Genomic DNA, 25,090 nt, shown 5'->3' with positions numbered 1-25,090 from the left:
CCGGGATCGAGGGTTCGAGCCCTGTCCGCTCCGCCAGTTACGAGAAGGCGCATCCCTCGGATGCGCCTTTCTTCTATCCGGATTCTACCCACGCTCCACGGTTGCCTAATTTTGAAGTTCAACCGTTTCTGGGGGACGCATGCTGCAGAATATCAGGGACAATTCACAAGGCTGGATTGCCAAGACCATTATCGGGGTCATCGTTGCACTGATGGCTCTGACCGGTTTCGACGCCATTTTCCAGGCCACGACTCACAAGAATGAGGCGGCCAAGGTCAACGGCGAAGAAATCAGCCAGAACGAGCTGAGCCAGGCGGTGGATATGCAACGCCGTCAGCTGATGCAACAACTGGGCAAGGACTTCGACGCTTCCTTGCTGGACGAAAAAATGCTGCGCGAATCGGCCCTCAAGGGTCTGATCGATCGCAAGCTGCTGCTGCAAGGCGCAGAACAATCGAAATTCGCTTTCTCCGAAGCGGCCCTGGACCAAGTGATCCTGCAGACGCCTGAATTCCAGGTCGACGGCAAGTTCAGTTCCGACCGTTTCGATCAGGTGATCCGTCAACTGGGCTACAGCCGCATGCAGTTCCGCCAGATGCTGGCTCAGGAAATGCTGATCGGCCAACTGCGCGCCGGTGTGGCGGGCAGCGGTTTCGTGACCGACGCTCAGGTGCTGGCCTTCGCCCGTCTGGAAAAACAGACCCGCGACTTCGCCACGCTGAACATCAAGGCTGACCCTTCGGCCGTGAAGCTGACTGATGACGAGGTCAAGGCCTACTACGACGAGCACGCCAAGGAATTCATGACCCCGGATCAAGTGGTCATCGATTACCTGGAGTTGAAGAAGGCTTCGTTCTTCGATCAGGTCGCCGTCAAGGACGAAGACCTGCAGGCGGCGTATCAGAAAGAGATCGCCAACCTGTCGGAACAGCGTCGTGCGGCGCACATTCTGATCGAAGTCAACGACAAGACCACCGAAGCCCAGGCCAAGGCGAAGATCGAAGAAGTCCAGGCGCGTCTGGCCAAGGGCGAGAAGTTCGAAGCGCTGGCCAAGGAGTTCTCGCAGGATCCGGGTTCGGCCAACAATGGCGGTGACCTCGGTTATGCCGGTCCTGGCGTTTACGACCCAGCCTTCGAGAAAGCCCTGTATTCGCTGAACAAGGATCAGGTTTCCGAGCCGGTTCGCACCGACTTCGGGTTCCACCTGATCAAGCTGCTGGGTGTCGAGGCGCCTGAAGTGCCGACTCTGGCCAGCCTGAAAGACAAGCTGACCCGCGAGCTGAAAACCCAGCAGGTCGAGCAGCGTTTCGTGGAGGCGACCAAGCAACTGGAAGACTCTTCGTTCGAAGCATCCGACCTGGCCCAGCCGGCGCAGGATCTGAAACTGACCGTGCACACCTCCAAGCCGTTCGGCCGTGAAGGTGGCGAAGGCGTTGCAGCCAACCGTGCCGTTGTGACGGCCGCGTTCAGCACCGAAGTGCTGGAAGAGGGTGCCAACAGCACCGCCATCGAGCTGGATCCGGAAACCGTGATCGTGCTGCGCGCCAAGGAGCACCTCAAGCCGACTCAATTGCCGCTGGAAAGCGTGGCCACCGCCATTCGCACCCAGTTGACCAAAGAGCATGCCAGCGCGGCTGCCAAGACCAAGGCGGAGCAACTGATCGCCAGTCTGCGTGATGGCAAGACCCCGCTGGACAAGGCGGTGGACGGTCAGAGCTGGAAAGTCACTGAAGCGGCGAACCGCGCTCAGGAAGGCGTTGATCCAGCGGTGCTCCATGCGTTGTTCCGCATGCCGAAACCGGCCGCCAAGGACAAGCCGACCTTCACCAGCGTGACGCTGGCGGACGGTAGCCTGACCATCGTGCGTCTTAACGGCGTGAACGAAGCAGCGGCTCCGACCGATGAAGAGAAAGCGCAGTACCGTCGCTTCCTCGCCTCGCGTGTGGGCCAGCAAGACTTCGCGGCGTACCGCAAGCAGCTGGAAGCCGAAGCCGACATCAAGCGTTTCTGATGCCTGGCTGAGCCGCAAGACCCGAGCCCCGGATGAAAATCCGGGGCTTTTTTATGCGCGCTATCCGGCGTTCGGGAAGCCATGGCTCGGGGCATTGACGGTCGCATACAGGGTCAACAGCAATAGGCCCGCGACAATCCACGGGTAACTCCCGACGCCCAGGTTGTTCAGCAACAGACCGCCCGCAAGCCCGCCGCCGGCAATTCCGACATTCCACAGGGTCACCAGCATCGATTGCGCGGTGTCGGCAGCCTCCCTGGCGGTTTTCGCCAGGGCCGTCTGCAACAGCGAGGGCATCGCGCCGAATGCCAGGCCCCAGACGGCGGTGGCGGTGTAGACCACGCCCGGCCATTCGCGCCACAGACCCAGTGCAATCGCCGACAGCAGGAACAGCGCCGCACTGACCAGAACCAATTGACGCAGCCAGCGATCAATCAGGCTGCCGACGATCCACAGGCTCAGTACCGACGCCAGGCCGAATACCAGCAACACCCGGTCGATTTCTCCGCCAAGTCCCGACGGTTCAAGAAATGGCGCGATGTAGGTGTACAGAAGGTTGTGCGCGACGACGTAGGTCAAAGTTACAAACAACACCGATCGCACGCCCGGCAAGCTAAACACCTGGCGCAGTGGCAGACGTTCTCCGGTGCGTTCACCGGCGAAATCCGGCACTTGCCAGCGCACCCAGATCACCAGCAGCAACGTCAGCCCGGTCATGATCGCAAAGCTCAGACGCCAGCCGACCGCCGTGCCCAGCAGCGTCCCGGCCGGAATGCCCAGCGACAGTGCAAGCGGCGCCCCGAGCATGGCCACCGTAATCGCCCGGCCCTGCAAATGAGGTGCGACCATCCGGCTCGCGTACCCGGCCAGCAGAGCCCAGAGCAGCCCGGCGAATACGCCTGCGATCAAGCGTGCAATCAGGGTCAGCCAGTACAGTTCCGACAGTGCAGTGATGCTGTTGGCGATGGCAAACCCACCAATGGCCACCAGCAACAGCGGGCGTCGGCGCCAGCCTCGGGTGGCAATGGTGAGCGGAATCGCCGCCAGCATCGAACCGATGGCGTACAGCGTGACCAGTTGCCCGATCAGTGCCTGAGAAACATCAAGCCCCGCGCTCATCTGCGGCAGCAGGCCGGCGGGCATCGCCTCGGTCAGCACGGTGATGAAGCCGGCGGTGGCCAGCGCGAGCAGTGTGCCCAGCGGTAGTCGTTCATCGTGCTGGACGCTATTGGTCAGCGGTGTAGAGGTGAGTTGCGCATCGTTCATGATCCAGCATCCCTTTTGCCGAGAAAGACGAAGGCCATAGGGTAGGGCGCTGCACATTCGGGAAAAACAGGTTAGGGTTCCGAACATCTCGGACAAGAATGTCGTGAATCAGGGAGGGATGAATGGACAGCCTGGGCAGTATTTCAGTGTTTGTGCAGGTGGCGGAAACCCGCAGCTTTACCGAGGCCGGCCGCTTGCAGGGCGTGTCTTCGTCGGCGGTCGGCAAAAGCATTGCCCGACTGGAGGCACGACTCAATGTGCGGTTGTTTCACCGCACCACTCGCAGCATCACGCTGACCAGTGAAGGCGCGCTGTTTCTTGAGCGTTGCCGCAAGATCCTCGCCGAAGTGGAGGCGGCGGAATTTGAACTGTGCGATGCCGCAGCGGCGCCTCACGGCAAGTTGCGGGTCAGCCTGCCGCAGGTGCATGACCTGGTGATGCCGGTCATGAACGAATTCATGGCGCTGTACCCGCAGATCGAACTGGATCTGGACCTGACTGATCGCATGGTCGACGTCGTTGAGGAGGGCTTCGATGCGGTGATCCGAACGGGTAAACCGCGAGACTCGCGACTCATGGCACGACCGTTGGGCGAGTTTCACATGGTGTTGGTGGCCAGCCCCGCGTATCTGCGCGAGCGCGGCGAGCCGCTGACCCCTGCCGATCTGGCGGAGCACGCCTGCCTGCGCCATACGTTTCACGCCACCGGCAAACTGGAGTCCTGGCCGTTCAAACGCGAGGAGGGCGCTCCCGAGCCGACCTTGCCGATACGCCTGGTCAGTACGTCGATCGAAGCCGTGCGGCTTGCAGCGCTGGCGGGCATGGGCATCGCTTGTCTGCCGGACTTCATGATCTTCGAGGCGCAGCAGCAGGGTCGCCTGCAGCGCGTGCTCGATGAGCATCTGGAGCACGTCGGACAGTTCTGGGTGCTGTGGCCGTCGAGCCGGCATGCAACCGCCAAGTTGCGGGTGTTCATCGATCATTTATCGGCGCGACTTTTTCCTGCCACTGAAGGTCGATAGAGTTGTAACTGTTTTAAGACACTAATCCATACGCCGCGGGGCAGCGATCTGTTGCACAATACGCCCCGGACCGTTTTCCCTCAGGATGTTTAATGTTGAATTCTATTCCCGTGCGTTTCATCGGGTTGGCGTTGTTGCTGACCGCCGCTGCCGGCTGCTCCAAGGACAAGCCCATCTACGAGCATGAGAATTTCGACGACTCCGGCACCTTTTCGCGCAATTACCCGGTGACCGACACCGCCAGTTGCGAAGCGGCCCGCCGAGCGTTGCTCAGCCAGGGCTACATCATTACCAGCAATGACCCGAAACTGGTCAGCGGACACAAGAGCTTCCAACAGACCGGCGAAACCCACCTGGAGATCAGCTTCAACGTGGTATGCGCCGATGATGGCAGCGCCGGCCATCACGCCACCGTGTTCGCCAATGCCCTGCAGGACCGCTACGCGCTGAAGAAGACCAACAACTCGGCCAGCCTCGGTGTCGGCGTGTTGGGCTCGGTTTCGATGCCGATCGGCTCGTCTGACGATTCGATGGTCAAGGTCGCCAGTGAAACCGTGTCGTCGCAGAAGTTCTACGAGCGCTTCTTCACGCTGGTCGAGCTGTTCCTGCCGGCCGAAGCGAAGAAGGCCGCGCACATCACCGAAAAACCGAAGACCGACTTGGGTGTGCCGGAAGCCAAAGCGGCACCGGCTCCGCTGGTTCCAGCCCCCGCGGCTGAACCGACCCCGGCCCCAGCACCGGCCGCCGAGCCCGCTGCAGCACCTGCGCCAGCGCCTGCAGAAGCGACCCCGGCCAGTTCCGAGCCGGTAGCACCGCCAGCGGAAGCGGCGCCGATTACCCCGGCACCGGTTGCCGAGCCTGCGCCCGCCACGGAAACCATCACGCCACCGGCCAATCCGACGGACATACCGCCGCCCTCCGAGCCGATTCCGGCCATGCCTGCCTCCGGGCAGTAAACTTCACGCCACGCGTCCGACCCCTGTCGGACGCGTGGCGTTTTGTTGTCTCCCTTGAGCTTCTTCCTGCAAGCCTCGTCGAAAAATATCCCGCGATAAATTCCTGACCGCCTGCTACGTTTATTTCATGAAGGCCGGGTTTCATTTTTCCTTCACACGGGCACTTTATGCTCGAGGCACTGGTCATTTGTTCCAGGCCATTTCAAGCAAGCGTCAGGGGGGATTACGCAATGGATGACTATCAAGAAGAACTGCTCGAATTCCAGGCCTTTGAGCTGGATTCACCAGAGCCTGCGGAAGACGCCACCGAGCTGTAAGGCGTCAGCCTGTCTTGCGGTGACTGCGGCGAAATTCGCCCGGTGTCTGGCCGTTCCAGCGCTTGAAGGCGCGCTGGAAAGCTTCGGCCGAGGCAAAGCCCAGTAGGTAGGCAATTTCACCGAATGCCAGTTCGGTGTCGCGGATGTAGGTCATTGCCAAGTCACGGCGGGTGTCATTGAGGATCGCGCGAAACTGCGTGCCTTCCTCGGCCAGTTTGCGCCGTAACGTCCAGGTCGGCAGCTTCAGGCGTGTCGCCACTTCTTCCAGGTCGGGTTCCCGGCCACCATTGAGCAACGGCCCGAGCAATTGCGTGATGCGTTCGCGCAGGCTGCGGGTGCGAGTCAGTTGTTCCAGTTCCCGTTCACACAAACCGAGCAAATGTTTCCAGGTGCTGGGGCAATGCTCCGGGTTGCGTTGGGCCAGGCTGGTGAGGCTCAGGCGCAGTTGATTGTGTTCAGCGCCGAACTGGATCGGGCATTCGCCGAGTACGGCATAAGCGTCGCGATAATCCGGACTGTCGAATTCGATCTCGATCCGTTCGGCGCGCAAGGGCTCAGGGCTGACGCTCGACAGCTGATGCAGCCAGCCGGCAATGATCGAATCCACCACAAAGCGGTTGTAAGCGTTGTACGGGCTGATTGAGTAGAAGCGCAGCCAAGCACCGCTGGCGTCCTCGTGGAAACTCGACTGGCCACGATAGTTGGAGCCGTACAAGGGCTCGAAGCGAGTCAGGCAGCGAGCGGCTTCGCGTACGGTCGGTGCCTGCGCAGCGGTGACACCGGCCAGCCCGGCCTGACTCAGGCGACTGAGCCGGCCCATGCGCAAACCCAGTGCCGGGTCGCCGGTCAGCTGGATCGCGCCATGCCCCAGGCGCATGTAGCGCGGGATCGACAGGCGCGCCCCGGCTTCGGCCAGTCGTGCGGTGTCCAAACCGTACTGTTCGAGCAATGGCAGCGGGTCGATCTCATGGCTGCGCACGGCATCGGCCAGGCTGTGGACGAAGCCCACCGACAGATCCCCGAGACGCATCGGCAGCGGCTTCACGGTTTACAACCAGAGGTTCAGCAGGCGCGCGCCGCGGGCTTCGCTGTCGGCGAATTGCTGGCCGTTGCTACTGAGGAAACTTTGCCCGGCGCTCGGCTTGTCCCAGAACTGCCCGCGCAGAAACACACTCATACCGGCCAGCGCCTTGCTGGCCGGCGGTTGCGCGGTCAGGGTCAGTTGGTGCCAGGCCTGGCCTACACTGACTGCTCCCGGTTTCAGGCTGACCGAGTCCGGCACGCTCGAGCCTTTGTAACCCTTCCAGGGTTGATCCCACACGCCATGACCGACGACAAACGCGGGCACCGCGATCAGCTGCGCGCCTTGCTCGTCGAGTTTGCGGTAGTTGTCCGGGTACCAGCTGTCGTTGCCGATCAACACGCCGAGGCGTCCGGCCGGGGTGTCGATCACATTGAACCGCGAAGCTTCTCGGGTGCCGGAGTCATCCTGATCGAAGACCGGACGCATCTGCCGCTGTGGCTGGCCGAGCGGCGCGCCGTCACGACCAAACACCACCGTGCTGTTGTACAGCGCGCCGCTGCCGGCCTTGAGCCGGCCGTCGGTAATGTTCGGTTCAGGCAACACGATCGAGCCGGCCACCAGGGTGATGTGGAACTCCTTGGCCAATCCACCGAACAGAGCCTGATAGTCCTTGGCCATGTCCCGGGACTTCATGCGCAGGTGCGCGTCATCCAGACGGCTGCTGCCCTTGGCGGCGAGCCAGGCGCGAGCAAACTGCACCGGGTTGCTCGCCGCCAGCCAGTTCATCGCTTCGGCGAGGGTGGCGGCCTGGTACAGCTCGTCTTTCTCGCCGCTGATCATCAGCCAGGTGCCGACATGCTCCGGCAGGATGACCACGGTTTTATCATTCAACAGCCCCTGATCCTGCGCCTGCTGCAAATAGGCGGCGAGCTTGCGGTGCAGGCGTTCGGGGCTTTGGTAGTCGGTGGGGAACAGCTCGGGCTGGATGCCCAGCAGGTTGCCGCGATCGGCGGGCGTGCCCTGATCGACCGCCAGTTTGATCCGCAGGTCCGACAGGTAATGACCGGTCGGGCGGTCAGCCGCCCACATGGCGTAGAAGGTGAGCGCGGCGATGAGCGCCATGGAAAAAGTCAGGTACAGAAGTTTGCGCATGAAATCCAACAACAACCGGGTACAGGGTGTGCGGACAGGGTAGGGCGCCAGCCCCGGCTTGCCAAGGGGCGCTGCGCATTTGGATCAATAACTTGTCAGTTACGGTCATTGAGTGACAGCGATGCGACTCCTAATCTGTCGAACATGACTGACGGGGGACGCAGAGCTCCCGCATTTTCCGTGATCGCTCGCTGTGGAGTTAACGATGACCGCCACTCAATACCCGCACCTGTTGGCCCCGCTGGACCTGGGATTCACCACCTTGCGCAACCGCACCTTGATGGGCTCGATGCACACCGGCCTGGAAGAGAAACCGGGTGGTTTCGAACGCATGGCGGCGTATTTCGCCGAGCGTGCCCGTGGCGGCGTCGGCCTGATGGTCACCGGCGGTATTGGCCCGAACGACGAGGGCGGTGTGTACTCGGGCGCGGCCAAGCTGACCACCGAGGAAGAAGCGCTCAAGCACCGCATCGTCACCCGCGCCGTGCATGATGCGGGCGGCAAGATCTGCATGCAGATCCTTCACGCCGGCCGTTATGCCTACAGCCCGAAACAGGTCGCACCGAGCGCGATCCAGGCGCCGATCAACCCGTTCAAGCCCAAAGAACTGGACGAGGAAGGCATCGAGAAGCAGATCCGCGATTTCGTCACCTGCTCGGTACTGGCCCAGACCGCCGAGTACGACGGCGTGGAGATCATGGGCTCGGAGGGTTATTTCATTAACCAGTTCCTCGCCGCCCACACCAACCACCGCACTGACCGTTGGGGCGGCAGCTATGAAAACCGCATGCGCCTGCCGGTGGAAATCGTTCGCCGCGTACGTGAAGCGGTCGGCCCGAACTTCATCATCATCTTCCGTCTGTCGATGCTCGATCTGGTGGAAGGCGGCAGCACCTGGGAAGAAATCGTCACCCTGGCCAAAGCCATCGAGCAGGCCGGCGCAACCCTCATCAATACCGGCATCGGCTGGCACGAAGCGCGGATCCCGACCATCGCCACCAAAGTGCCGCGTGCGGCGTTCAGCAAGGTCACGGCCAAGCTGCGTGGCTCGGTGAATATTCCGCTGATCACCACCAACCGCATCAACACCCCGGAAGTTGCCGAGCAGATTCTTGCCGAAGGCGATGCCGACATGGTCTCGATGGCGCGGCCGTTCCTCGCCGACCCGGACTTCGTCAACAAGGCTGCCGAAGGCCGCGCCGACGAAATCAACACCTGCATCGGCTGCAACCAGGCCTGCCTCGATCACACCTTCGGCGGCAAGCTCACCAGTTGCCTGGTCAACCCGCGTGCCTGCCACGAGACCGAGCTCAACTACCTGCCGGTCAAGCAGATCAAGAAGATCGCCGTGGTCGGTGCCGGTCCTGCCGGTCTGTCCGCTGCCACCGTGGCCGCCGAGCGCGGGCATCAGGTGACCTTGTTTGATTCGGCCAGCGAGATTGGCGGCCAGTTCAACGTCGCCAAACGTGTGCCGGGCAAGGAAGAGTTCTACGAAACCCTGCGTTACTTCAAACGCAAACTGCAGACCACCAACGTCGAGGTGTGCCTGAACACCCGCGTCGACGTGGCGAAACTGGTCGAGGGCGGTTACGACGAAGTCATTCTGGCGACCGGTATTGCGCCGCGTCTGCCGGCGATTCCGGGTGTCGAGAACGCCAAAGTGCTGAGCTACCTGGATGTGCTGCTCGAGCGCAAACCGGTCGGCAAGCGTGTGGCGGTGATCGGCGCTGGCGGTATCGGTTTCGACGTCTCGGAATTCCTCGTCCATGAAGGTGTGGCCACCAGTCAGGATCGCGCTGCGTTCTGGAAAGAGTGGGGCATCGACACGAATCTGGAAGCCCGTGGTGGCGTGGCCGGGATCAAGGCTGCACCGCACGCACCGGCCCGTGACGTGTTCCTGCTGCAACGCAAGAAGTCCAAGGTCGGCGACGGTCTGGGCAAGACCACCGGCTGGATTCACCGCACCGGTCTGAAGAACAAGCAGGTGCAGATGCTCAACAGCGTCGAATACCTGAAGATCGACGACGAAGGCCTGCACATCCGCATCGGCGAAACCGGCGAGCCGCAAGTGCTGCCGGTGGACAACATCGTCATCTGCGCCGGCCAGGATCCGCTGCGCGAGCTGCACGACGGTCTGATAGCAGCAGGGCAGAACGTGCACCTGATCGGCGGCGCCGATGTGGCGGCCGAACTGGATGCCAAGCGTGCGATCAATCAGGGCTCGCGTCTGGCCGCCGAGCTCTGATCCACCCTAGAATGCCGGCTCTTTGCACAGAGCCGGCCTTCATGTTTCTGCCTCCCACCGACTGGCTACCTCAAGCCCCCCTCGATCCCTTTCATCTGGACTGGCTCACTGCCGCCGGCATTGAAGTCGCGATCCTGCGTCTAGACCGCATCGATCCGCTGATCAGCGGCAACAAGTGGTTCAAACTCGTCGAACATCTGAAGGCCGCCGACCGCGCGGGTGCCGAAGGCATCATCAGCCTGGGCGGTGCGCACTCCAATCATCTGCATGCGCTGGCGGCTGCGGGCAAACGCCTGGGATTCACAACGGTCGGGTTATTGCGCGGGCATCCGCAGGACACGCCGACGGTCAGGGATCTGCAGGATTTCGGCATGCAACTGCACTGGCTTGGTTACGGCGGCTATCGGGCGCGGCACGAGCCGGGGTTCTGGCAGCCGTGGGGAGAGCAATATCCGACGCTGCATCCGGTGCCCGAAGGGGGTGGCGGGTTGCCGGGCGCGCAGGGTTGCGCGTCATTGAAGGATCAGGTCAGTCAACAACTCGGCAAGCTCGGCTGGGACGACTACCACGGTTGGTGGCTGGCCTGCGGCACGGGCACCACGCTCGCGGGATTGGTGCTGGCGGAGGCCGGTCAACACCCGGTGTATGGCGCAATGGCCGTGCCCGACGATCACGGCGTTGCGGCCAATGTCGAGGCGATTGTCGGTGACACCGGAGGCTTTGAGCTGATCGACGCCAGCCGTGGCGGTTTCGCCAAGGTCGATCCGACGTTGCTTGAGTTCATCGCGCAATCCGAGCAAGCCAGCGGCATTCCCCTCGAACCGCTGTACACCGGCAAAGCCTTGCTGGCACTCAAACAACAGATCGAGGCGGGCCGCTTTGCCCGGGGTTCACGCTTGATCGTTGTCCACACCGGCGGCTTGCAGGGCCGGCGCGGATTCGACGGTTAACCCTGGCTGCGCTTGGGCATCATCCGCAGCAGCGTGTTATCGCGTACCACGTAATGGTGATAGATCCCCGCCAGTGCATGCAGACCGATCAGCCAATAGCCAATCGTGCTGATCAGTACGTGCCAGTATTCAATCTGTTTGGCGAAGGCCTTGTCCTCACTCACCAAAAGCGGCAGGTCGAAACCGTAGAACATCACCTGATGGCCCTCGGCGCTGGTGATCAGCCAGCCGAGGATCGGCATGCTGATCATGAACAGGTACAAGGCCCAGTGCATCAAGCGTGCGAGGGTGGTTTGCCATTGTGGCGAAGCCGGGAAGATTTTCGGCGCAGGCCCCAGGCTGCGGGCGAACAGGCGAAACCACACCAGCACGAACACAGTCAGCCCGAGCATGTAATGCACTTCGCGGATCAGCGTGCGGCCACCGCTGCCCTTGGGAAACAGCCCGCGCAATTCCATGCTGGCGTACACCAGCACCAACAGCACCAGCATCAGCCAGTGCAACAGGATCGATACGGTGCTGTAACGTGACTCGGAATTTGTCCACGGCATACGGCGTTCCTCACGGTTCAGGGCTCAAGCGTGCCGTTCTGCGACGGCATGCCTTAACTGTAATCCCCTTTGGCGCGTTTGCCCCAGGCTAAAAAAGCTTTCACTGAGCTGAGTCAGCGATTTAGCTGAAAACACTCATGAAAAAACGCCAGTGTCGGGCAGACACTGGCGTTTTTGTTTGCCGCGATGGATGCAATCAGCTGCTTTGCGGCATCTCGCCGTTGGCCAGGCGCTTGTTGATGTCGGCGATCACTTCCGGCAGATCGCTGATGGTGTCGATCATGTAGTGCGGGCGCGAGCCTTCGAACAGCGCGTGAATGCGCTTGCGTTCGCTGGCCAGCGCATCGCTGCCCAGTGCGCGATAGCCTTGGTAATCCAGGCCCAGCGCATTGCCGGAGCAGATCAGCGCCACGGTCCACATCCCGGCGCGACGGCCTTCGAGAATCCCCGGCACGGTGTCGTCGATCTTCACGCAGGCGGCGACGTCGTCGATGCCCAGGGCAATCACGTTGGCCAGCGCTTGCGCAGGCCATGGGCGGCCGTTCGGCACTTCGTCGGTGGCGACGACGTGGTCGGCGACGTAGCCGTTGGTGGCGGCCAGTGCCACGACCTTGTCCATCACCTGCTTCGGATAACCGGAGCAGGAGCCGATCTTGATCCCTTGCTGACGCAGGTGGGCGATGGTCTCCAGTGCGCCGGGAATCAGCGCCGAGTGCTCGGCGATTTTCTCGATCTGCAGCGGCATGAAGCGGTTGTAGATCGCGGTGACATCATCGTCGGTCGGGGTGCGGCCGAACGCCTTGCGATAGCGCTCGGCAACCTGCGGCTGATCGCACAGGGTGCGGATGTGATCCCATTTGCCCATGCCCATCGGGCCCCGGGCTTCTTCGATGGAAACCTGGACGTCGAACTCGGCGAAGGCTTCGACAAAAATCTGGGTCGGTGCGAAGGAACCGAAGTCGACCACGGTGCCGGCCCAGTCGAGGATGGCGGCTTGCAGCTGGGTAGGGTTGTTGTAGTTCATGGAGAAATCCTGCAGGAATGAGTTGTTTGGGTGTTCGGTGTACCTGTGGGAGCAAGCCCGCTCTCACAGGGGATTTGTGGTGTTGCTTAAATTTCCAGGACTTCCATCTCGCGCAGCACTTCACCCACCGCCGCGACGGCTTCGCGCATCTGCGCCGGGGTGACGTGGCCGATGCAGCCGACGCGGAAGGTTTCGACCTGAGTCAGCTTGCCGGGGTAGAGGATGTAACCCTTGGCCTTGACCCGTTCGTAGAAGTCCTTGAACTGGTAGCGCGGATCTTTCGGTGCGTGGAAGGTCGCGATGATCGGCGCCTGAATCGCAGCAGGCAGGAAACTGCGCAAGCCGAGTTTGCCCATCTCTTCCATCAGCGCCTGGCAGTTGGCGGCGTAACGCGCATGCCGCGCGGGCAGGCCGCCTTCTTCGTTGTATTGCAGCAGCGCCTCGTGCAGCGCGGCGACCACGTGGGTCGGCGGGGTGAAGCGCCATTGGCCGGTCTTCTTCATGTAGCTGTGCTGATCGAACAGGTCCATCGCCAGCGAATGCGAATTGCCGGCGGCTGCGGCCAGCGAGTCCTTGCGGGCAAAAACGAAACCCATGCCCGGCACGCCTTCCAGGCATTTGCCGGAGGCGGCGATCAGCGCGTCGAACGGGATTTTCTGTGCATCCACCGGTAACGCGCCGAAGGAACTCATGGCGTCGATGATCAGGCGTTTGCCGTGTTGTTCGACGACCTGAGCGATTTCCGGCAGCGGATTGAGAATGCCCGTGCTGGTTTCGCAGTGGATCAGCGCTACGTGGGTAATGTCGTTGTCGGCGCGCAGCAGGCGGTCGACGTCGGCGGCGGTGGTCGGTTCGTCTTCAGCGGTTTCAAAGGTGCTGAACGAGCGGCCGAGCACTTCGCAGATTTTCGCCAGACGCTTGCCGTAGGCGCCGTTGATCAGCACCAGCACCTTGCCGTCGCGGGGGACGAGGGTGCCAATCGCAGCTTCGACGGCGAAGGTGCCGCTGCCCTGCAACGGTACGCAGTGGTGGCTGTCGGCGCCATTGAGTATGGCCAGCAGTTGCTCGCACAGGCTGGCGGTCAATTGGTTGAAGCGGTCATCCCATGAACCCCAGTCGACCATCATCGCCTGGCGGGTGCGGGCCGAGGTGGTCAACGGGCCGGGAGTGAGCAGGATGGGGGCGGCAGTACTCATTCGTGTGTCCTCGCGATTGCGCTGTGGGATGAAGCTACGGGGCCTACGTTGCAATTGGGCGGATCATCAATCAAATTGTTTGTTGTTATGCCAGCCATCAGTGAGGGTTATTCATGAACCTGTTCCAGCTCCGCGCCTTCGACGCCGTGGCCCGTGAAGGCAGCTTCACCCGTGCCGCCGCGCGGTTGTTCATCAGCCAGCCGGCGGTCACCGGGCACATCAAGGCGCTGGAGGAGCATTACCAGATCACCCTGTTGCGACGCACGGCGCGCCGGGTCGAGCTGACCGAGGAGGGCACCAAACTGGCGGCGATCACCCGGGCAATGTTCGGCATGGCCGAGGAGGCCCAAGCGTTGCTGGAAGCCAATCGGCAGTTGCTGACCGGACGCCTTGAGGTGGCGGCGGACGGTCCGCACATGGTCATGCCGATGCTTGCCAGCCTGCGGGCGCGCTATCCGGGGATCACGGTGAATCTGCGGTTGGGCAACGCTCAGGAAACGCTGGCGGCGTTGTTGTCCGAGCATGCCGATGTGGCGGTGCTGACCGAGGTCGAGCCGCGCAAAGGGCTGCATCTGCAAGCATTGAGTGAATCGCGGATCTGCGCGCTGGTGCCGGCGGGGCATCCATGGGCGACACGTTCCGGCGAGGTCAGGCTCAAGGAGTTGGATCAGGTGATCATGGTCTTGCGCGAGCCGAGTTCGATTACCCGGCGCACGTTTGATCAGGCCTGTGCCCAGGCGTCGGTCAGCCCACGGGTGTTGCTGGAACTGGACAGTCGCGAGGCGGTGACGGAAGCGGTGGCGGCTGAGTTGGGGGTTGGGGTGGTGTCGTCGGTTGAGGTCAGCCATGACCCCCGTGTCGTCGCGATTCCCATTGCCGGAGAAGGGCTGGTGAACCGGCACATGATCGGCTGCGTGGAGCGCCGGCGGGAATTGCGGTTGATTCAGGCGTTTTTCGGATTGGCCCCCACCTGATACCCACCAGATCGTTCCCACGCGGACGGTTCGACGCCTCGACGTGGGAACGATCTACACCAGGCTTTCGCGCACCATATCCAGAAACGTCGCCACCACCCGCCGCGAACTCTGCTCGCGCAGGCACACCAGCGTCTCGGTCAAGCGCCGGGTGCAATCGGTGATCGGCAACGCGCAAACCCGCGAGTCAGCACCAAACTCCGCCGCCGACACCACCCCCACGCCAATCCCCACCACCACCGCCTCCCGCGCCGCTTCCCGGCCTTCGACCTGAATCGCCGGGCGGATGCGGAAGCCGGCGCGGGCCATTTCCTCTTCCAGGGTCTGGCGGGTCACCGAGCCGTGTTCGCGCAGCACCAGCGGCGTGTCGTCCAGATCTTCCAGGCAGATCGATTCACGCTCGGCCCACGGATGATGGCGGGAGACAAACGCCACCATCGGGTCGTTGCGCAGCGGCACACACAGCAGGCGTTCATCGCTGACATCGCGACCCAGCAACGCCAGATCGGCCTGATAGTTGAACAGTCGAAACAGCGACTCATCGGTGTTACCGGTCTCGATCTTCACGCTGATCCCCGGGTAGCGCTCACAAAACCGGGCGATCTGCGGCAACACATGCACCGGGGCATCCACCGCCAGAATCAGGCTGCCGGTCTGCAACGCCTGAGACTCCTGCAACAACTCCTGAGCTTCGGCCTCGACCACAAACAGACGCTGGGTGATCGCCAGCAAGCGTTCGCCGAGATCTGTCAGGCGCACCGAGCGTTTGTTGCGATGGAACAGCAACACGCCGAAGCGTTCTTCCAGCTTGCGCACCTGGTCGGAAATCGCCGGCTGCGTCAGATAAAGCCGCTCGGCGGCCTTGGTGAAGCTTCCGTGCACGGCCACGGCGTGAAAGGCTTTGAGCTGTGCGTGTGAAACCGACATGTTCTGACTCCAGTAACAAGCTGAGCTTATGTGTGAAATACGATAAATCGATTTTATTTATTAAACAGTAATTGCTTTGATCGGCTCACGCCAACGCTGACTGCCCGGTTGGGCAGCGACGTTGGCCATGAGCCTGTGCGTGCAACACCAGGACTCATCTGACCGGTATCGCCGAAGGGACGGGGTGATATCGCAGTGCTCAACAATAAAAACACAGGCGTTTACTTATCGATTCTGCCGGCACACTCACACCCTGAGGTCAGAACCACAATGAACAAGCACATCGGCACCATTGCGCGTTGGCGCATGCAGATCTTCGCTGTCACCTGGCTCGCTTACGCCGCGTTCTATTTCACCCGCAAAGCCTTTTCGGTGGCCAAACTGGGCATCGCCGAAGACCCCAGCTTCACCCTCGACAAAATGGCCATGGCCAACCTCGACGCGATTTACCTGGCGGCCTACGCCATCGGCCAGTTCACCTGGGGCATGCTCGCCGACCGCTTCGGCCCACGGGTCGTGGTACTCGGCGGTTTGCTGATTTCCGCCGCTGCGGCGCTGGTGATGGGCAGTTTCGCGACGCTGCCGATCTTCGCCACCTGCATGCTGATTCAGGGGCTGGCGCAGTCCACCGGCTGGTCGGGGTTGTGCAAGAACCTCGGCAGTTTCTTCCCTTCCGAACAGCGCGGGCGCGTGCTGGGGTTGTGGAGTTCCTGCTATGCATTCGGCGGTCTGGTGGCCTCGCCGTTCGCCGGCTGGTGGGCCTACACGCTGATTGGTTCGTGGCACGCGGCGTTCATTTCCAGCGCGGCGGTGGTCGCGGTGGTGGCGGTGTTGTTCTTCATCTTCCAGCGCGACAAACCGGAAGACGTCGGCCTGCCCGCCGTGGAGCCGGAGCCGGTGATCAGCGCCGAAGAGGCCGAAGCCAACAGCAAACTCAGCGTCTGGGAGCCGCTCAAGGAAATCCTGCGCAACCGCACGGTACTGGTGCTGGGTCTGGCGTATTTCCTGTTGAAACCGGCGCGTTACGCGATTCTGCTGTGGGGGCCGGTGATTGTGTTCGAGCAGATGCCTTCAGTCGGCAAGGTCGGCGCAGCGATCATTCCAACGGCATTTGAACTGGCGGGCCTGCTGGGTCCCATCATGATCGGCCTGGCCTCGGATAAACTGTTCGGCGCCCGCCGCATGCCGGCCTGCGTGTTGAGTCTGCTGGCGCTGACCGTGACCCTCGCGCTGTTCATGGGCGCCTTGCACACCGGCAGCGTGATGCTGGTGGTCGCACTGCTGTTCGTGATGGGCCTGACCCTGTACGGCCCGGACTCGATGATCAGCGGCGCGGCCGCGATCGATTTCGGCAAGGCCAGGGCCGGCGCCACGGCGGCGGGGTTCGTCAACGGCTGCGGCTCGGTCGGTGCGGTGCTCGGTGGTTTGCTGCCGGGTTACTTCGACTCGGTGACGGTGTTCATCGTGTTCGCCGGTTGCGCGCTGTTTTCGGCGCTGGTGCTGATTCCGCACTGGAACAGCCGCCCGGTCGGCGTCATGGAACCACGTGCCTACGTGCCCAACCGCGCCCTGACCATCAAACCCCTGCGTAACTGAAAACCCTCACCTCGCGGCCTGCTGCGGCATTCGCGGCAGGCTGTGCCGTGGCCGACTGACTGGAGAATTTTCATGAGACCGTTTTGGCTGGACCAGGCTTTGCAGCTCGACACGTCCGAACCTTGCCCGCCGCTGCAAGGCGATGTGCGCACCGACGTGTGCATCGTCGGCGGCGGTTACACCGGGTTGTGGACGGCGATCATGCTCAAGCAGCAGAACCCCGAACTCGATGTGTTGCTGATCGAAGCCGACATTTGCGGCGCCGGCGCCAGTGGGCGCAACGGCGGCTGTGCGCTGTCGTGGTCGGCGAAGTACTTCACTCTGGAACGACTGTTCGGCGTCGAAGAGGCGGTGCGGCTGGTCAAGGAATCCGAGCGCAGCATCCACGCCATCGGCGAGTTCTGCGAGCAGTACGGCATCGACGCCGATTACCGCCTCGACGGCACGCTTTACACCGCGACCAACCGCGCGCAATGCGGCTCGACCGATGCGGTGATTGCGGCGCTGGAGCGCAACGGCATCAACTCGTTTACCCAGCGGCCGGTCGCTGATGTACAGCGCATGGCCGGATCGGCAAAACACCTGGAAGGCTGGTTCTCGCCGGCCGCCGCCAGCGTGCAGCCGGGCAAACTGGTGCGCGGCTTGCGCCAGGTGGCGTTGCAGCTGGGCGTGCGGATTCATGAAGGCACGGCAATGACCGGGCTGGAGGAGGGCCGCCCGGCGCGCCTTCACACGGCGAGCGGCCGGGTGACCGCCGACCGCGTGGTGCTGGCGATGAACGCGTGGATGGCCCGTGCTTTCCCGCAGTTCGAGCGCAGTGTGGCGATCGTCTCCAGCGACATGCTGATCACCGAACCGCGGCCGGATCTGTTGCAGGAAATCGGTTTGATCAGCGGCGTGACTGTGCTTGATTCGCGGATTTTCGTGCACTACTACCACAACACCCCGGACGGCCGGATCATGCTCGGCAAGGGCGGCAATACCTTCGCTTACGGCGGGCGGATGTTGCCGGTGTTCGACCAGCCCTCGCCCTATACCGGGTTGCTCAAGCGCAGCCTCGACGACTTCTTCCCGGCCTTTGCCGATGTGAAAGTCGACGCAACCTGGAACGGCCCCTCGGATCGCTCGGTCACCGGCCTGCCGTTCTTCGGCCGGATGAGTGCCAGCGGGAATGTGTTCTACGGTTTCGGTTATTCCGGCAGCGGCGTCGGGCCGTGCCACATGGGCGGGCAGATCCTCGCTTCGCTGGTGCAGGGCCTCGACAACCCATGGACACGCTCGCCGCTGGTCAACGGGCCGCTGGGTTACTTTCCGCCGGAGCCGATCCGCTACCTCGGCTCGCTGATGGTGCGCAACGCCATTCGCCGCAAGGAGCGCGCCGAGGATCACGGTCGGCGACCCCGGCACCTTGACGTGCGTCTGGCGAAATTCGCGGCGGCGGCGGGCAAGGCCGACAAGGCGTGAGCGTCAGCGCGGCGGGGTGGAGCGGTTGAGCAGCCAGTCGAGCAACAGGTCCTCGTCGGGCTCGGTTTCTCTCGGTTGTGCCGGTTGGGGCCGGCAGGCGTCGAGGCAGAGGATCGGTCGGTCGGGATCGCTGTCGAGAAAACTGACCCAGACTTCGCTGCCGGCGCAGGGAAGATTTTCCCGAGGCACGCAGGCGTCAGCATGGGGCATGACCAACGGCAGCCACAGCCCTTCGCTTGCACCGTTACGTGAACGCTCCGGCCATAACCGGACGGCCATGCGTCCCTGATCGTCCACCTGCGCCGGTTGCCCCGGCGCACCGAGCAATTGCGCCGGGTGATACCCCGGAATGCGCGGACGCGGTTGTTGCGGCGACGGGCGAAACGGGGTCGACCAGGGCAGCGCGGTGAAGTCGTTGTGATAGCGGCGAGCCGTGGGAACTGGGTCGAGAATCGAAGGTTGCTGGCCCTGATGACGCAATTCGGTGATCAGCCACTGCTCGTTGAAGGCGTTCACCGGGTGCTCCGTGACTTGCAACAGGCGCCCGCTGAGCAGGCGCAGACAATCGCTGCGGCCCTGAATCGAGCGCGACCGGCAGCGTTGGCGCTCGAGCAGACGGCGACTGCGCTGGGTGGCGTGACGTTGCGCAGTTGGCAGAGACTCCTGTGGGGCGACGGCACTGCCCAGCGTGTGATTGGCGGCCTCCTGACCCTTGATCGGTCGCCCTCGCTCTCGTACGCCGGCAGGCATCGCAGGCATTACCGCCTCATGCCGCTGGAACAGGCTGCTGAGGCCGCTGGTTGGCGCATCGAGCTGGGTGTTGAAAGGAATCGCCGTCAGTTGCTGTGGCAGGCTCAGGCTGTCATCGGCGAACACCACCACATGGCCGTCCGGCTGATGTTCGAAGTGGTAGTGAATGCCTTCCTCTTCGCAAAGCCGTTGCAACAGGGCCAAATCGGTTTCGTCGTACTGAATGCAGAACGGACGCGGCGGATAGTGGCCGACGGTCATCTCGATCCGGTAGCTGTGGGCGGGCAGGTGATGTTCGATCAACAGTTGCTCAAGGATGGCCGGCACGCTCAGTTGCGTGAAGACCCGGCGTACGGGATGTTGCTCCAGCGCTTGCAGATGCGGCATCAGCACCAGTTGGTAGGCGATCCGGTGCGTTGCGCGATGTTCGCAGCTGGCACTTTGAATGATGCCGTGAATGCCGTGATCCTCATCCAGGTGCAGAAACGCCGCCTGATGCAGCAGCCTGCCGGGTGACCAGGCGGGCGCCAGGCCCATGACCTCGATTTCAAACCGATAAGGCTGATTCAGCGCTTCATGACCGCTGAAGCGCAGCACCGGCAGGCTTATCCCGCCTTCGGCCAGGGTCAGTGAAAACGGGCTTTCCTTGTCATTGAGCATTCGGGCAGGCTCTGTTCTGGCAATACGGGCGACAGAGGGTACGAAAACGCGACGTTGATTGGACATGGCAAACCGGTTTTTCAGAATCGCCCTACAAGGCGCGTAGAAGATGTCGATCCGCAGCGGATTTTTTGGTCGATTGCCGACTTTAGGCCGTATAAACTTGCCGCCATGCGTCGGCCAATAGATGTCTCGGCGCCACAGATCAAGAGAGTGAGTAATGGGCGCACAGTGGAAGGTTAAACACAAAGAAGCGGCAGCCAACGCCAAGGGCAAGATCTTCGGCAAACTGGTGAAGGAAATCACCATTGCTGCGCGTAACGGTGCCGATACCGCCACCAACGCACACCTGCGTCTGGTGGTCGAACAGGCCAAGAAAGCCTCGATGCCCAAGGAAACCCTGGACCGTGCCATCAAGAAGGGTGCTGGGCTGCTGGGCGAAACCGTGCAATACCATCGCGTTACCTACGAAGGCTTCGCACCGCATCAGGTGCCGCTGATCGTCGAGTGCGTGACCGACAATATCAACCGCACCGTGGCGGAAATCCGCGTGGCGTTCCGCAAGGGTCAACTGGGTGCTTCCGGTTCCGTTGCCTGGGACTTCAACCATGTCGGCATGATCGAAGCGTCGCCGGACACCCCGGACGCCGATCCGGAAATGGCCGCGATCGAAGCCGGCGCGCAGGATTTCGAAGCGGGCGAAGAGGGTGCGACCCTGTTCCTGACCGATCCGACCGACCTCGATGCCGTGCAGAAAGCCCTGCCGGAACAAGGCTTCACCGTGCTGTCGGCCAAACTCGGCTACCAGCCGAAGAACCCGGTCAGCGGTCTGAGCGACGAGCAGATGGCTGAAGTCGAGGCGTTCCTCGAAGGCCTGGACAACCATGACGATGTGCAGGACATGTTCGTCGGTCTGGCCGGCTGATTTTTCGAGTCAGTAACGCTGCAATCGCGAGCAGGCTCGCTCCCACATTTGATCAGTGACCCTTTACAGGGGTGATACAAGTCGATTGTGGCAGCGAGCCTGCTCGCGATTGATCGCGCAGCGGTCATTACTGTTGCAGCACCTCAACGATCTCGCCGAACCCCGGCCGTGCCAGCACGTCCGGCTGACAGCACTGCTGTTCCAGAGCCTCCAGCGCCTGACGTTGTTCATCGCTCAACCCCGAGTCGATGCGTGCCAGCAGTTCCCCCAGCAAAATCCCGAACGCCCGCACTTCGAGGCGCTGCAGTGCACGGGTTTCAGGCGTGTCCGCCGTGGCATGGAATGATGCCGCGCCAAAATCCCCCAGCAGACAATCGCCCTGATCGTTCAACAGAATGTTGTGTCCGTAGAGATCGCCATGGGTGATGCCGTGACGGTGCAGATGCCCGGCGACCGAGGCAATGCCCCGGGCAATACGCAGGGCGACGTCGGCACTGAAACGGCAATCATCGGCATACACATCCCGTGAACAGGACGCCAGGCTCGGCAGTCCTGCCAGGTTGCGGTAACTCGAATCGATCAGTTGCATCACCAGGCCTTGCTGACCATCGGGATGCTGGTCGATGCGGCCTTCGACGCGGATCAGGTTCGGGTGCATCCCGGCGGTGATGCACGCGTTCATTTCATGCAGCGGCGAGCCGTCGCTGGTCATCTCACCCTTGTACAACTTGACCGCCACCGGCGTAGCCGACTGGTCCGCAGACTGCCACTGCGCCCGGTAAATCACCCCGGAAGCGCCTTCGCCCAGCCGTTGCTCCAGCTGCAGCGCCGACCAGTCGATCAGGGGCGCGTTGTTGAGCGCGTCGGCATCGGCTTCGGTTTCCAGCGGATTGCCGGCGTAGGCCAGCCAGGTCAGGCTCGGCAAGGTCAGCAGCCATTGCGGCAGCTCGATCAACTGGTTGGCGGCAATACGGATCAGTTCCAGCCGATGGCACTGGCTCAGTGACGGCGGCAGCGTGCGCAGGCGATTGCCGGCGAGCATGAGCTTTTGCAACAGCGGACGCTCGCCCAGTTCGGTGGGCAGGGTTTCGATGGCGTTGTCGGTCAGGATCAGCCAGCGCAACTGCGGCGGCAGCGCCGCGCCGGGCACCTGGGTGATCCGGTTGGCCTTGAAACCGATCATCGTCAGCGCCTGACACTGGCCCAGGCACGCCGGCAACCGGGTGAACTGATTGTCCGAGCAGAACAGCACGCGCAGGCGTGTCAGGCGGTGCAAGTCGTCCGGCAGGCTGCTCAGGGCATTGCCGCTGAGGTTGAGCACTTCCAGCGTGTCGGCCAGGTTGAAAATCTCCGGCGGAAATTCAGTCAGGCCTTCAGCCAGGTCGAGCCGGGTGATGCCCGACAGTTCGCCGGCGCGCAGTTGTGCAAGGGTGTGCATGAAAAGGATCGCTATCTGGAAGGCGCACGAGCGCCGGAAATGGGCGGCATGATAACGGCAAATCAGCCCGGTTCGTGCACTTCGCGCAATTGCCCGAGCCTGCTGCGGGTGCGGGCCAGATCGATCGCCTGGCCGCCGAGGCTTTCACGCAACGGGAGCTGGCCGAGCAGGGTCAGGTGTTTGTCCTGGTCGTAGAGCACGTCGATCAGATTGATGAAGCGTTGCTGGGCGGCGATCGAACATTCGCCCAACTCCGGCAGCTCATCGATGATCCAGTGGTCGAAGCGCCGGCACAGTTCCAGATAGTCCATCACGGCGGTGGGCTGTTCGCAGAGGTCGTTGAAGGTGAAACCGACGCGCCGGTCTTCGCACAGCCGCGCCTGCAAATGCCGACTGCCGACCGCCAGAGACAACGGCGTGGTGCCGAGTGGCGGCAGCTTCAAGGCCTGGCGCTGCGCCGGGGTGGCCGGCCAGACGTAATAGCCCTGGGTGAACACCTGGTGCGCATGCCGGCGCGCCTGGCTGCGGTAATCGTGCGGGCCGCCGACTTCCATGACCTGCATGCGCGCATTGATCAGGTCGATCACCGGTTTGAACCGCGCGTGGTACAGCGGGTTGGGCAGCAAGCCTTCGGGCGGGTAGTTGGACGTCACCAACAGCAGGATCCCGCGCTTGAACAGCGCCTTGAACAAGCGGGTGATGAGCATTGCATCGCCGATGTCATGCACATGAAATTCATCGAAACACAGCACCCGACAGTCCAGCAGCAGCGCATCGAGGGTAACGGCCAAGGCATCGTCGCAGTCACGATGCTCGAACATGCCTTGGTGCAACTGGGCGAAGAACCCATGGAAGTGCAGACGGCGCTTTTGCGCAATCGGCAACGCCTCGAAGAATCCGTCCAGCAGCCAGCTTTTGCCGCGCCCGACCGCCCCGTGCAGATACAGGCTGGGCGGGGTTTGCGCAGGTGTGCCGAACAACAGGCCGGCCTGCTGCGCCATGCAGTCGATGACCCGCTGCTGGCTGTGGCTGAGGGTGTAGCCCTGGCCGTGGGCCTTTTGCCGGAAATAGTCACGCACCGATTGCGCACTGGCGGCGCATTGGCCCGCAGCGGTACTGGAGCGTTTGCCGAAGAGGCGGCGCAAGGCTGACCAGCGATGGGTCAGACGCGAACGTTCGGGCGGTCGGGCGGGCACTGCAATCACTCCGTCATCATCGGGCCGGCTCCCCGCGAGCGCGGCGGCGTAGTGTAACCAGACGGGTAGTTTTGCTTCCACTGCGCTTTATCGTTTTCCCGGACAGTAATCTGCGGCATGTACAGGTTTTTTCAACATTATGAATCGACCTGTTGCCAACCTTTCGAAACAAATCCCGGCGGTTGCCTGGATCCAATCGACTGGCGCAATCGGTGTCCGTTGCTAACCTGAAACACTGTAACGGCAGATACGCCGTCGCGATCAAGGAGCGGGCGGTGAAAGCAGGGATGGTCTGGGCATTGCTGGGCGGGCTCGCGGCACCGGCCCACGCCGCCGATCTTCAGGTCGAGGTGCGGGTCGATGTGCAACGCGGTTGCCTGTTGATTGGCCAGCAACGTGAAGCCGGTATCGAACAACTGGGCGTGCTCGATTTCGGCGTCACGGCGCGGCTTGGCGACCGGGACGGGCCACTCGGTGCGGCGCTGACGAATTCGCGCCTGCCGCGTCTGGAATGCAACCCGGACACCCCGTACCAGTTGCGTGTCGATGGCGGCCTGCACGGTGGCGTCGGCGAGGTGCGTTATATGGCGGGTGAGGCCGGCAGCAAGCCGATTCCCTATCGCCTGTATCAGGACCCTGCGCGGCAGGTGCCGCTGGTGGTGGATGTGCCGGTCAGTGGCCGGGTGCCGGACAGCGGCACGGTGGACTTGCCGTTATACGGGCGGATCGAACGGATGGCCGAAGTGCCACGGGTCAGCCGGTATTCGGATCTGGTGAAGGTGACGGTCACCTGGTGATCGCGGCGTTTTTTCAGCCATCCGCTGGATCCGGGCGGCGCAGGGAAGGGCGTTCAGTGATGAGCGCAATGTTCGAGTGATCCTGAAGGAGTAGGCGCTCAATGATGGACAGACACGGGCGGGTAATCGCCATAGCCACGCTGCTGATGTTCGCCGAGGTCGCGCCAGCGGCAGTCAGTGGGCAGATCGTCGCGCGGCTGACGTTGATTGCCGGCTGCGAAGTGACCAACGCCTCCAGCCCCGCCGGCCCGGTAGACGGGCTGGGCTCACTCGATTTCGGCCAGCAGGGCCCGACCTGGAATGCACCGATCAAGGCCAGCCTCAGCGAAGCAGGCAGCGGCCAGCTCAATGTCGCCTGTAACCCTTCGGTCACCGGGTTCACCGTGACCATCGACGGCGGCACCCATGGCGACGGCACCACACGCCGCCTGAGCAATGGGCGCCAGACACTTCCCTATCAGCTGTTTCTCGATGCCTCCGGCAGCCAGAGCTACAGCATTGGTCAACAACACAATTTCGCTGTCACCAGCGGCGCACAGATACCCATTCCGGTATTTGGCTCGGTGGTGGCGAACACCCGTGCGGTACCGGCCGGTGTCTATACCGACACCCTGACGGTGACGCTCGACTGGTAACCCCGTAGAGGACG

General features: G+C 62.5%; 22 protein-coding genes. 12 read left to right on the top strand and 10 right to left on the bottom strand.

From position 1 onward, the window contains the following. The first annotated feature begins 139 nt into the window (after positions 1-139). On the top strand, positions 140-2,011 hold the full coding sequence (locus K3819_RS18900; protein ID WP_221397707.1) for a SurA N-terminal domain-containing protein: 1,872 nt from the start codon (positions 140-142) through the stop codon (positions 2,009-2,011). Positions 2,012-2,071: 60 nt separating this feature from the next. Here K3819_RS18900 and K3819_RS18895 read toward each other — a convergent pair whose 3' ends face one another. After that, the gene (locus K3819_RS18895) at positions 2,072-3,277 is read right to left on the bottom strand and encodes an MFS transporter (RefSeq protein ID WP_221397706.1); all 1,206 of its coding nucleotides are present in this window, start codon (positions 3,275-3,277) and stop codon (positions 2,072-2,074) included. Between the two features lie 122 nt (positions 3,278-3,399). Between K3819_RS18895 and K3819_RS18890 the strand changes: the two genes are divergently transcribed. From K3819_RS18890 to K3819_RS18880, 3 genes are all read left to right on the top strand, one after another. After that, positions 3,400-4,299 (top strand): LysR family transcriptional regulator, encoded by a 900-nt coding sequence (locus tag K3819_RS18890; RefSeq protein WP_221397705.1) that lies wholly within the window; start codon positions 3,400-3,402, stop codon positions 4,297-4,299. Positions 4,300-4,391: 92 nt separating this feature from the next. Further along, entirely contained in the window at positions 4,392-5,255 is an 864-nt protein-coding gene (locus tag K3819_RS18885; RefSeq protein ID WP_221397704.1) for a DUF2242 domain-containing protein, read from the top strand. A 167-nt stretch (positions 5,256-5,422) separates the two neighbouring features. Next, the gene (locus tag K3819_RS18880) at positions 5,423-5,572 is read left to right on the top strand and encodes a hypothetical protein (RefSeq protein ID WP_178076487.1); all 150 of its coding nucleotides are present in this window, start codon (positions 5,423-5,425) and stop codon (positions 5,570-5,572) included. Between the two features lie 4 nt (positions 5,573-5,576). Here K3819_RS18880 and K3819_RS18875 read toward each other — a convergent pair whose 3' ends face one another. Together K3819_RS18875 and K3819_RS18870 are read right to left on the bottom strand one after the other, a co-directional pair. Beyond that, positions 5,577-6,617: an AraC family transcriptional regulator gene (locus K3819_RS18875; RefSeq protein WP_221397703.1), complete on the bottom strand. Its 1,041-nt coding sequence runs from the start codon at positions 6,615-6,617 to the stop codon at positions 5,577-5,579. A 3-nt stretch (positions 6,618-6,620) separates the two neighbouring features. Then, entirely contained in the window at positions 6,621-7,748 is a 1,128-nt protein-coding gene (locus tag K3819_RS18870) for a nitrilase-related carbon-nitrogen hydrolase (RefSeq protein ID WP_085612714.1), read from the bottom strand. A gap of 205 nt (positions 7,749-7,953) precedes the next feature. Here K3819_RS18870 and K3819_RS18865 point away from each other — a divergent pair, with 205 nt between their 5' ends. Next, positions 7,954-9,993, top strand: coding sequence for an NADPH-dependent 2,4-dienoyl-CoA reductase (locus K3819_RS18865; protein WP_085612713.1), 2,040 nt, complete (start codon positions 7,954-7,956; stop codon positions 9,991-9,993). 41 nt (positions 9,994-10,034) lie between these two features. After that, on the top strand, positions 10,035-10,943 hold the full coding sequence (locus K3819_RS18860; RefSeq protein ID WP_221397702.1) for a 1-aminocyclopropane-1-carboxylate deaminase/D-cysteine desulfhydrase: 909 nt from the start codon (positions 10,035-10,037) through the stop codon (positions 10,941-10,943). Here K3819_RS18860 and K3819_RS18855 read toward each other — a convergent pair. The 3 genes from K3819_RS18855 to K3819_RS18845 form a co-directional block, all read right to left on the bottom strand. Beyond that, a complete protein-coding gene (locus K3819_RS18855) occupies positions 10,940-11,494 on the bottom strand; it encodes a cytochrome b (protein ID WP_221397701.1) in 555 nt (184 codons plus the stop codon). The genes K3819_RS18860 and K3819_RS18855 overlap by 4 nt on opposite strands. 196 nt (positions 11,495-11,690) lie before the next feature. Beyond that, a complete protein-coding gene (gene phnX, locus K3819_RS18850; protein ID WP_221397700.1) occupies positions 11,691-12,518 on the bottom strand; it encodes a phosphonoacetaldehyde hydrolase in 828 nt (275 codons plus the stop codon). A gap of 86 nt (positions 12,519-12,604) precedes the next feature. Beyond that, positions 12,605-13,714 (bottom strand): 2-aminoethylphosphonate--pyruvate transaminase, encoded by a 1,110-nt coding sequence (locus K3819_RS18845; protein WP_221397699.1) that lies wholly within the window; start codon positions 13,712-13,714, stop codon positions 12,605-12,607. Between the two features lie 113 nt (positions 13,715-13,827). Between K3819_RS18845 and K3819_RS18840 the strand changes: the two genes are divergently transcribed. Next, positions 13,828-14,688, top strand: a complete 861-nt coding sequence (locus K3819_RS18840) for a LysR substrate-binding domain-containing protein (RefSeq protein ID WP_221397698.1) — start codon at positions 13,828-13,830, stop codon at positions 14,686-14,688. A 54-nt stretch (positions 14,689-14,742) separates the two neighbouring features. Here the strand turns inward: K3819_RS18840 and K3819_RS18835 are convergent, their stop codons facing one another. Further along, positions 14,743-15,615: a LysR family transcriptional regulator gene (locus K3819_RS18835; RefSeq protein ID WP_064597834.1), complete on the bottom strand. Its 873-nt coding sequence runs from the start codon at positions 15,613-15,615 to the stop codon at positions 14,743-14,745. Positions 15,616-15,885: 270 nt separating this feature from the next. Here K3819_RS18835 and K3819_RS18830 point away from each other — a divergent pair, with 270 nt between their 5' ends. Both K3819_RS18830 and K3819_RS18825 read left to right on the top strand, forming a co-directional pair. Continuing rightward, positions 15,886-17,211 carry an MFS transporter gene (locus K3819_RS18830; protein ID WP_221397697.1) on the top strand — a complete coding sequence of 442 codons (1,326 nt, stop codon included), beginning with the start codon at positions 15,886-15,888 and terminating at the stop codon, positions 17,209-17,211. Between the two features lie 66 nt (positions 17,212-17,277). Then, positions 17,278-18,675 (top strand): FAD-dependent oxidoreductase, encoded by a 1,398-nt coding sequence (locus K3819_RS18825; RefSeq protein ID WP_221399718.1) that lies wholly within the window; start codon positions 17,278-17,280, stop codon positions 18,673-18,675. 3 nt (positions 18,676-18,678) lie between these two features. Here K3819_RS18825 and K3819_RS18820 read toward each other — a convergent pair whose 3' ends face one another. Then, a complete protein-coding gene (locus K3819_RS18820) occupies positions 18,679-20,085 on the bottom strand; it encodes a type VI secretion system Vgr family protein (RefSeq protein ID WP_221397696.1) in 1,407 nt (468 codons plus the stop codon). Between the two features lie 220 nt (positions 20,086-20,305). Here K3819_RS18820 and K3819_RS18815 point away from each other — a divergent pair, with 220 nt between their 5' ends. Next, entirely contained in the window at positions 20,306-21,010 is a 705-nt protein-coding gene (locus K3819_RS18815; RefSeq protein WP_011335021.1) for a YebC/PmpR family DNA-binding transcriptional regulator, read from the top strand. Positions 21,011-21,137: 127 nt separating this feature from the next. On the opposite strand, the gene K3819_RS18810 is transcribed toward K3819_RS18815, so the two are convergent. Together K3819_RS18810 and zapE are read right to left on the bottom strand one after the other, a co-directional pair. Then, positions 21,138-22,448, bottom strand: coding sequence for a leucine-rich repeat-containing protein kinase family protein (locus tag K3819_RS18810; RefSeq protein ID WP_221397695.1), 1,311 nt, complete (start codon positions 22,446-22,448; stop codon positions 21,138-21,140). 62 nt (positions 22,449-22,510) lie between these two features. Beyond that, entirely contained in the window at positions 22,511-23,644 is a 1,134-nt protein-coding gene (gene zapE, locus K3819_RS18805; RefSeq protein ID WP_221397694.1) for a cell division protein ZapE, read from the bottom strand. Between the two features lie 287 nt (positions 23,645-23,931). Here zapE and K3819_RS18800 point away from each other — a divergent pair, with 287 nt between their 5' ends. Both K3819_RS18800 and K3819_RS18795 read left to right on the top strand, forming a co-directional pair. Next, the gene (locus tag K3819_RS18800) at positions 23,932-24,441 is read left to right on the top strand and encodes a spore coat U domain-containing protein (RefSeq protein WP_409348356.1); all 510 of its coding nucleotides are present in this window, start codon (positions 23,932-23,934) and stop codon (positions 24,439-24,441) included. 101 nt (positions 24,442-24,542) lie between these two features. Next, positions 24,543-25,076 (top strand): spore coat U domain-containing protein, encoded by a 534-nt coding sequence (locus K3819_RS18795; RefSeq protein WP_085612702.1) that lies wholly within the window; start codon positions 24,543-24,545, stop codon positions 25,074-25,076. Positions 25,077-25,090 lie beyond the last annotated feature (14 nt).

Origin of the sequence: Pseudomonas sp. 3-2 (assembly GCF_019710535.1) — a bacterium.
In the GTDB taxonomy this organism is placed as follows: domain Bacteria; phylum Pseudomonadota; class Gammaproteobacteria; order Pseudomonadales; family Pseudomonadaceae; genus Aquipseudomonas; species Aquipseudomonas pharyngis.
The sequence above is the reverse complement of the archived record's forward strand: the minus strand, read 5'-3'. Positions and strand labels throughout refer to the sequence as shown.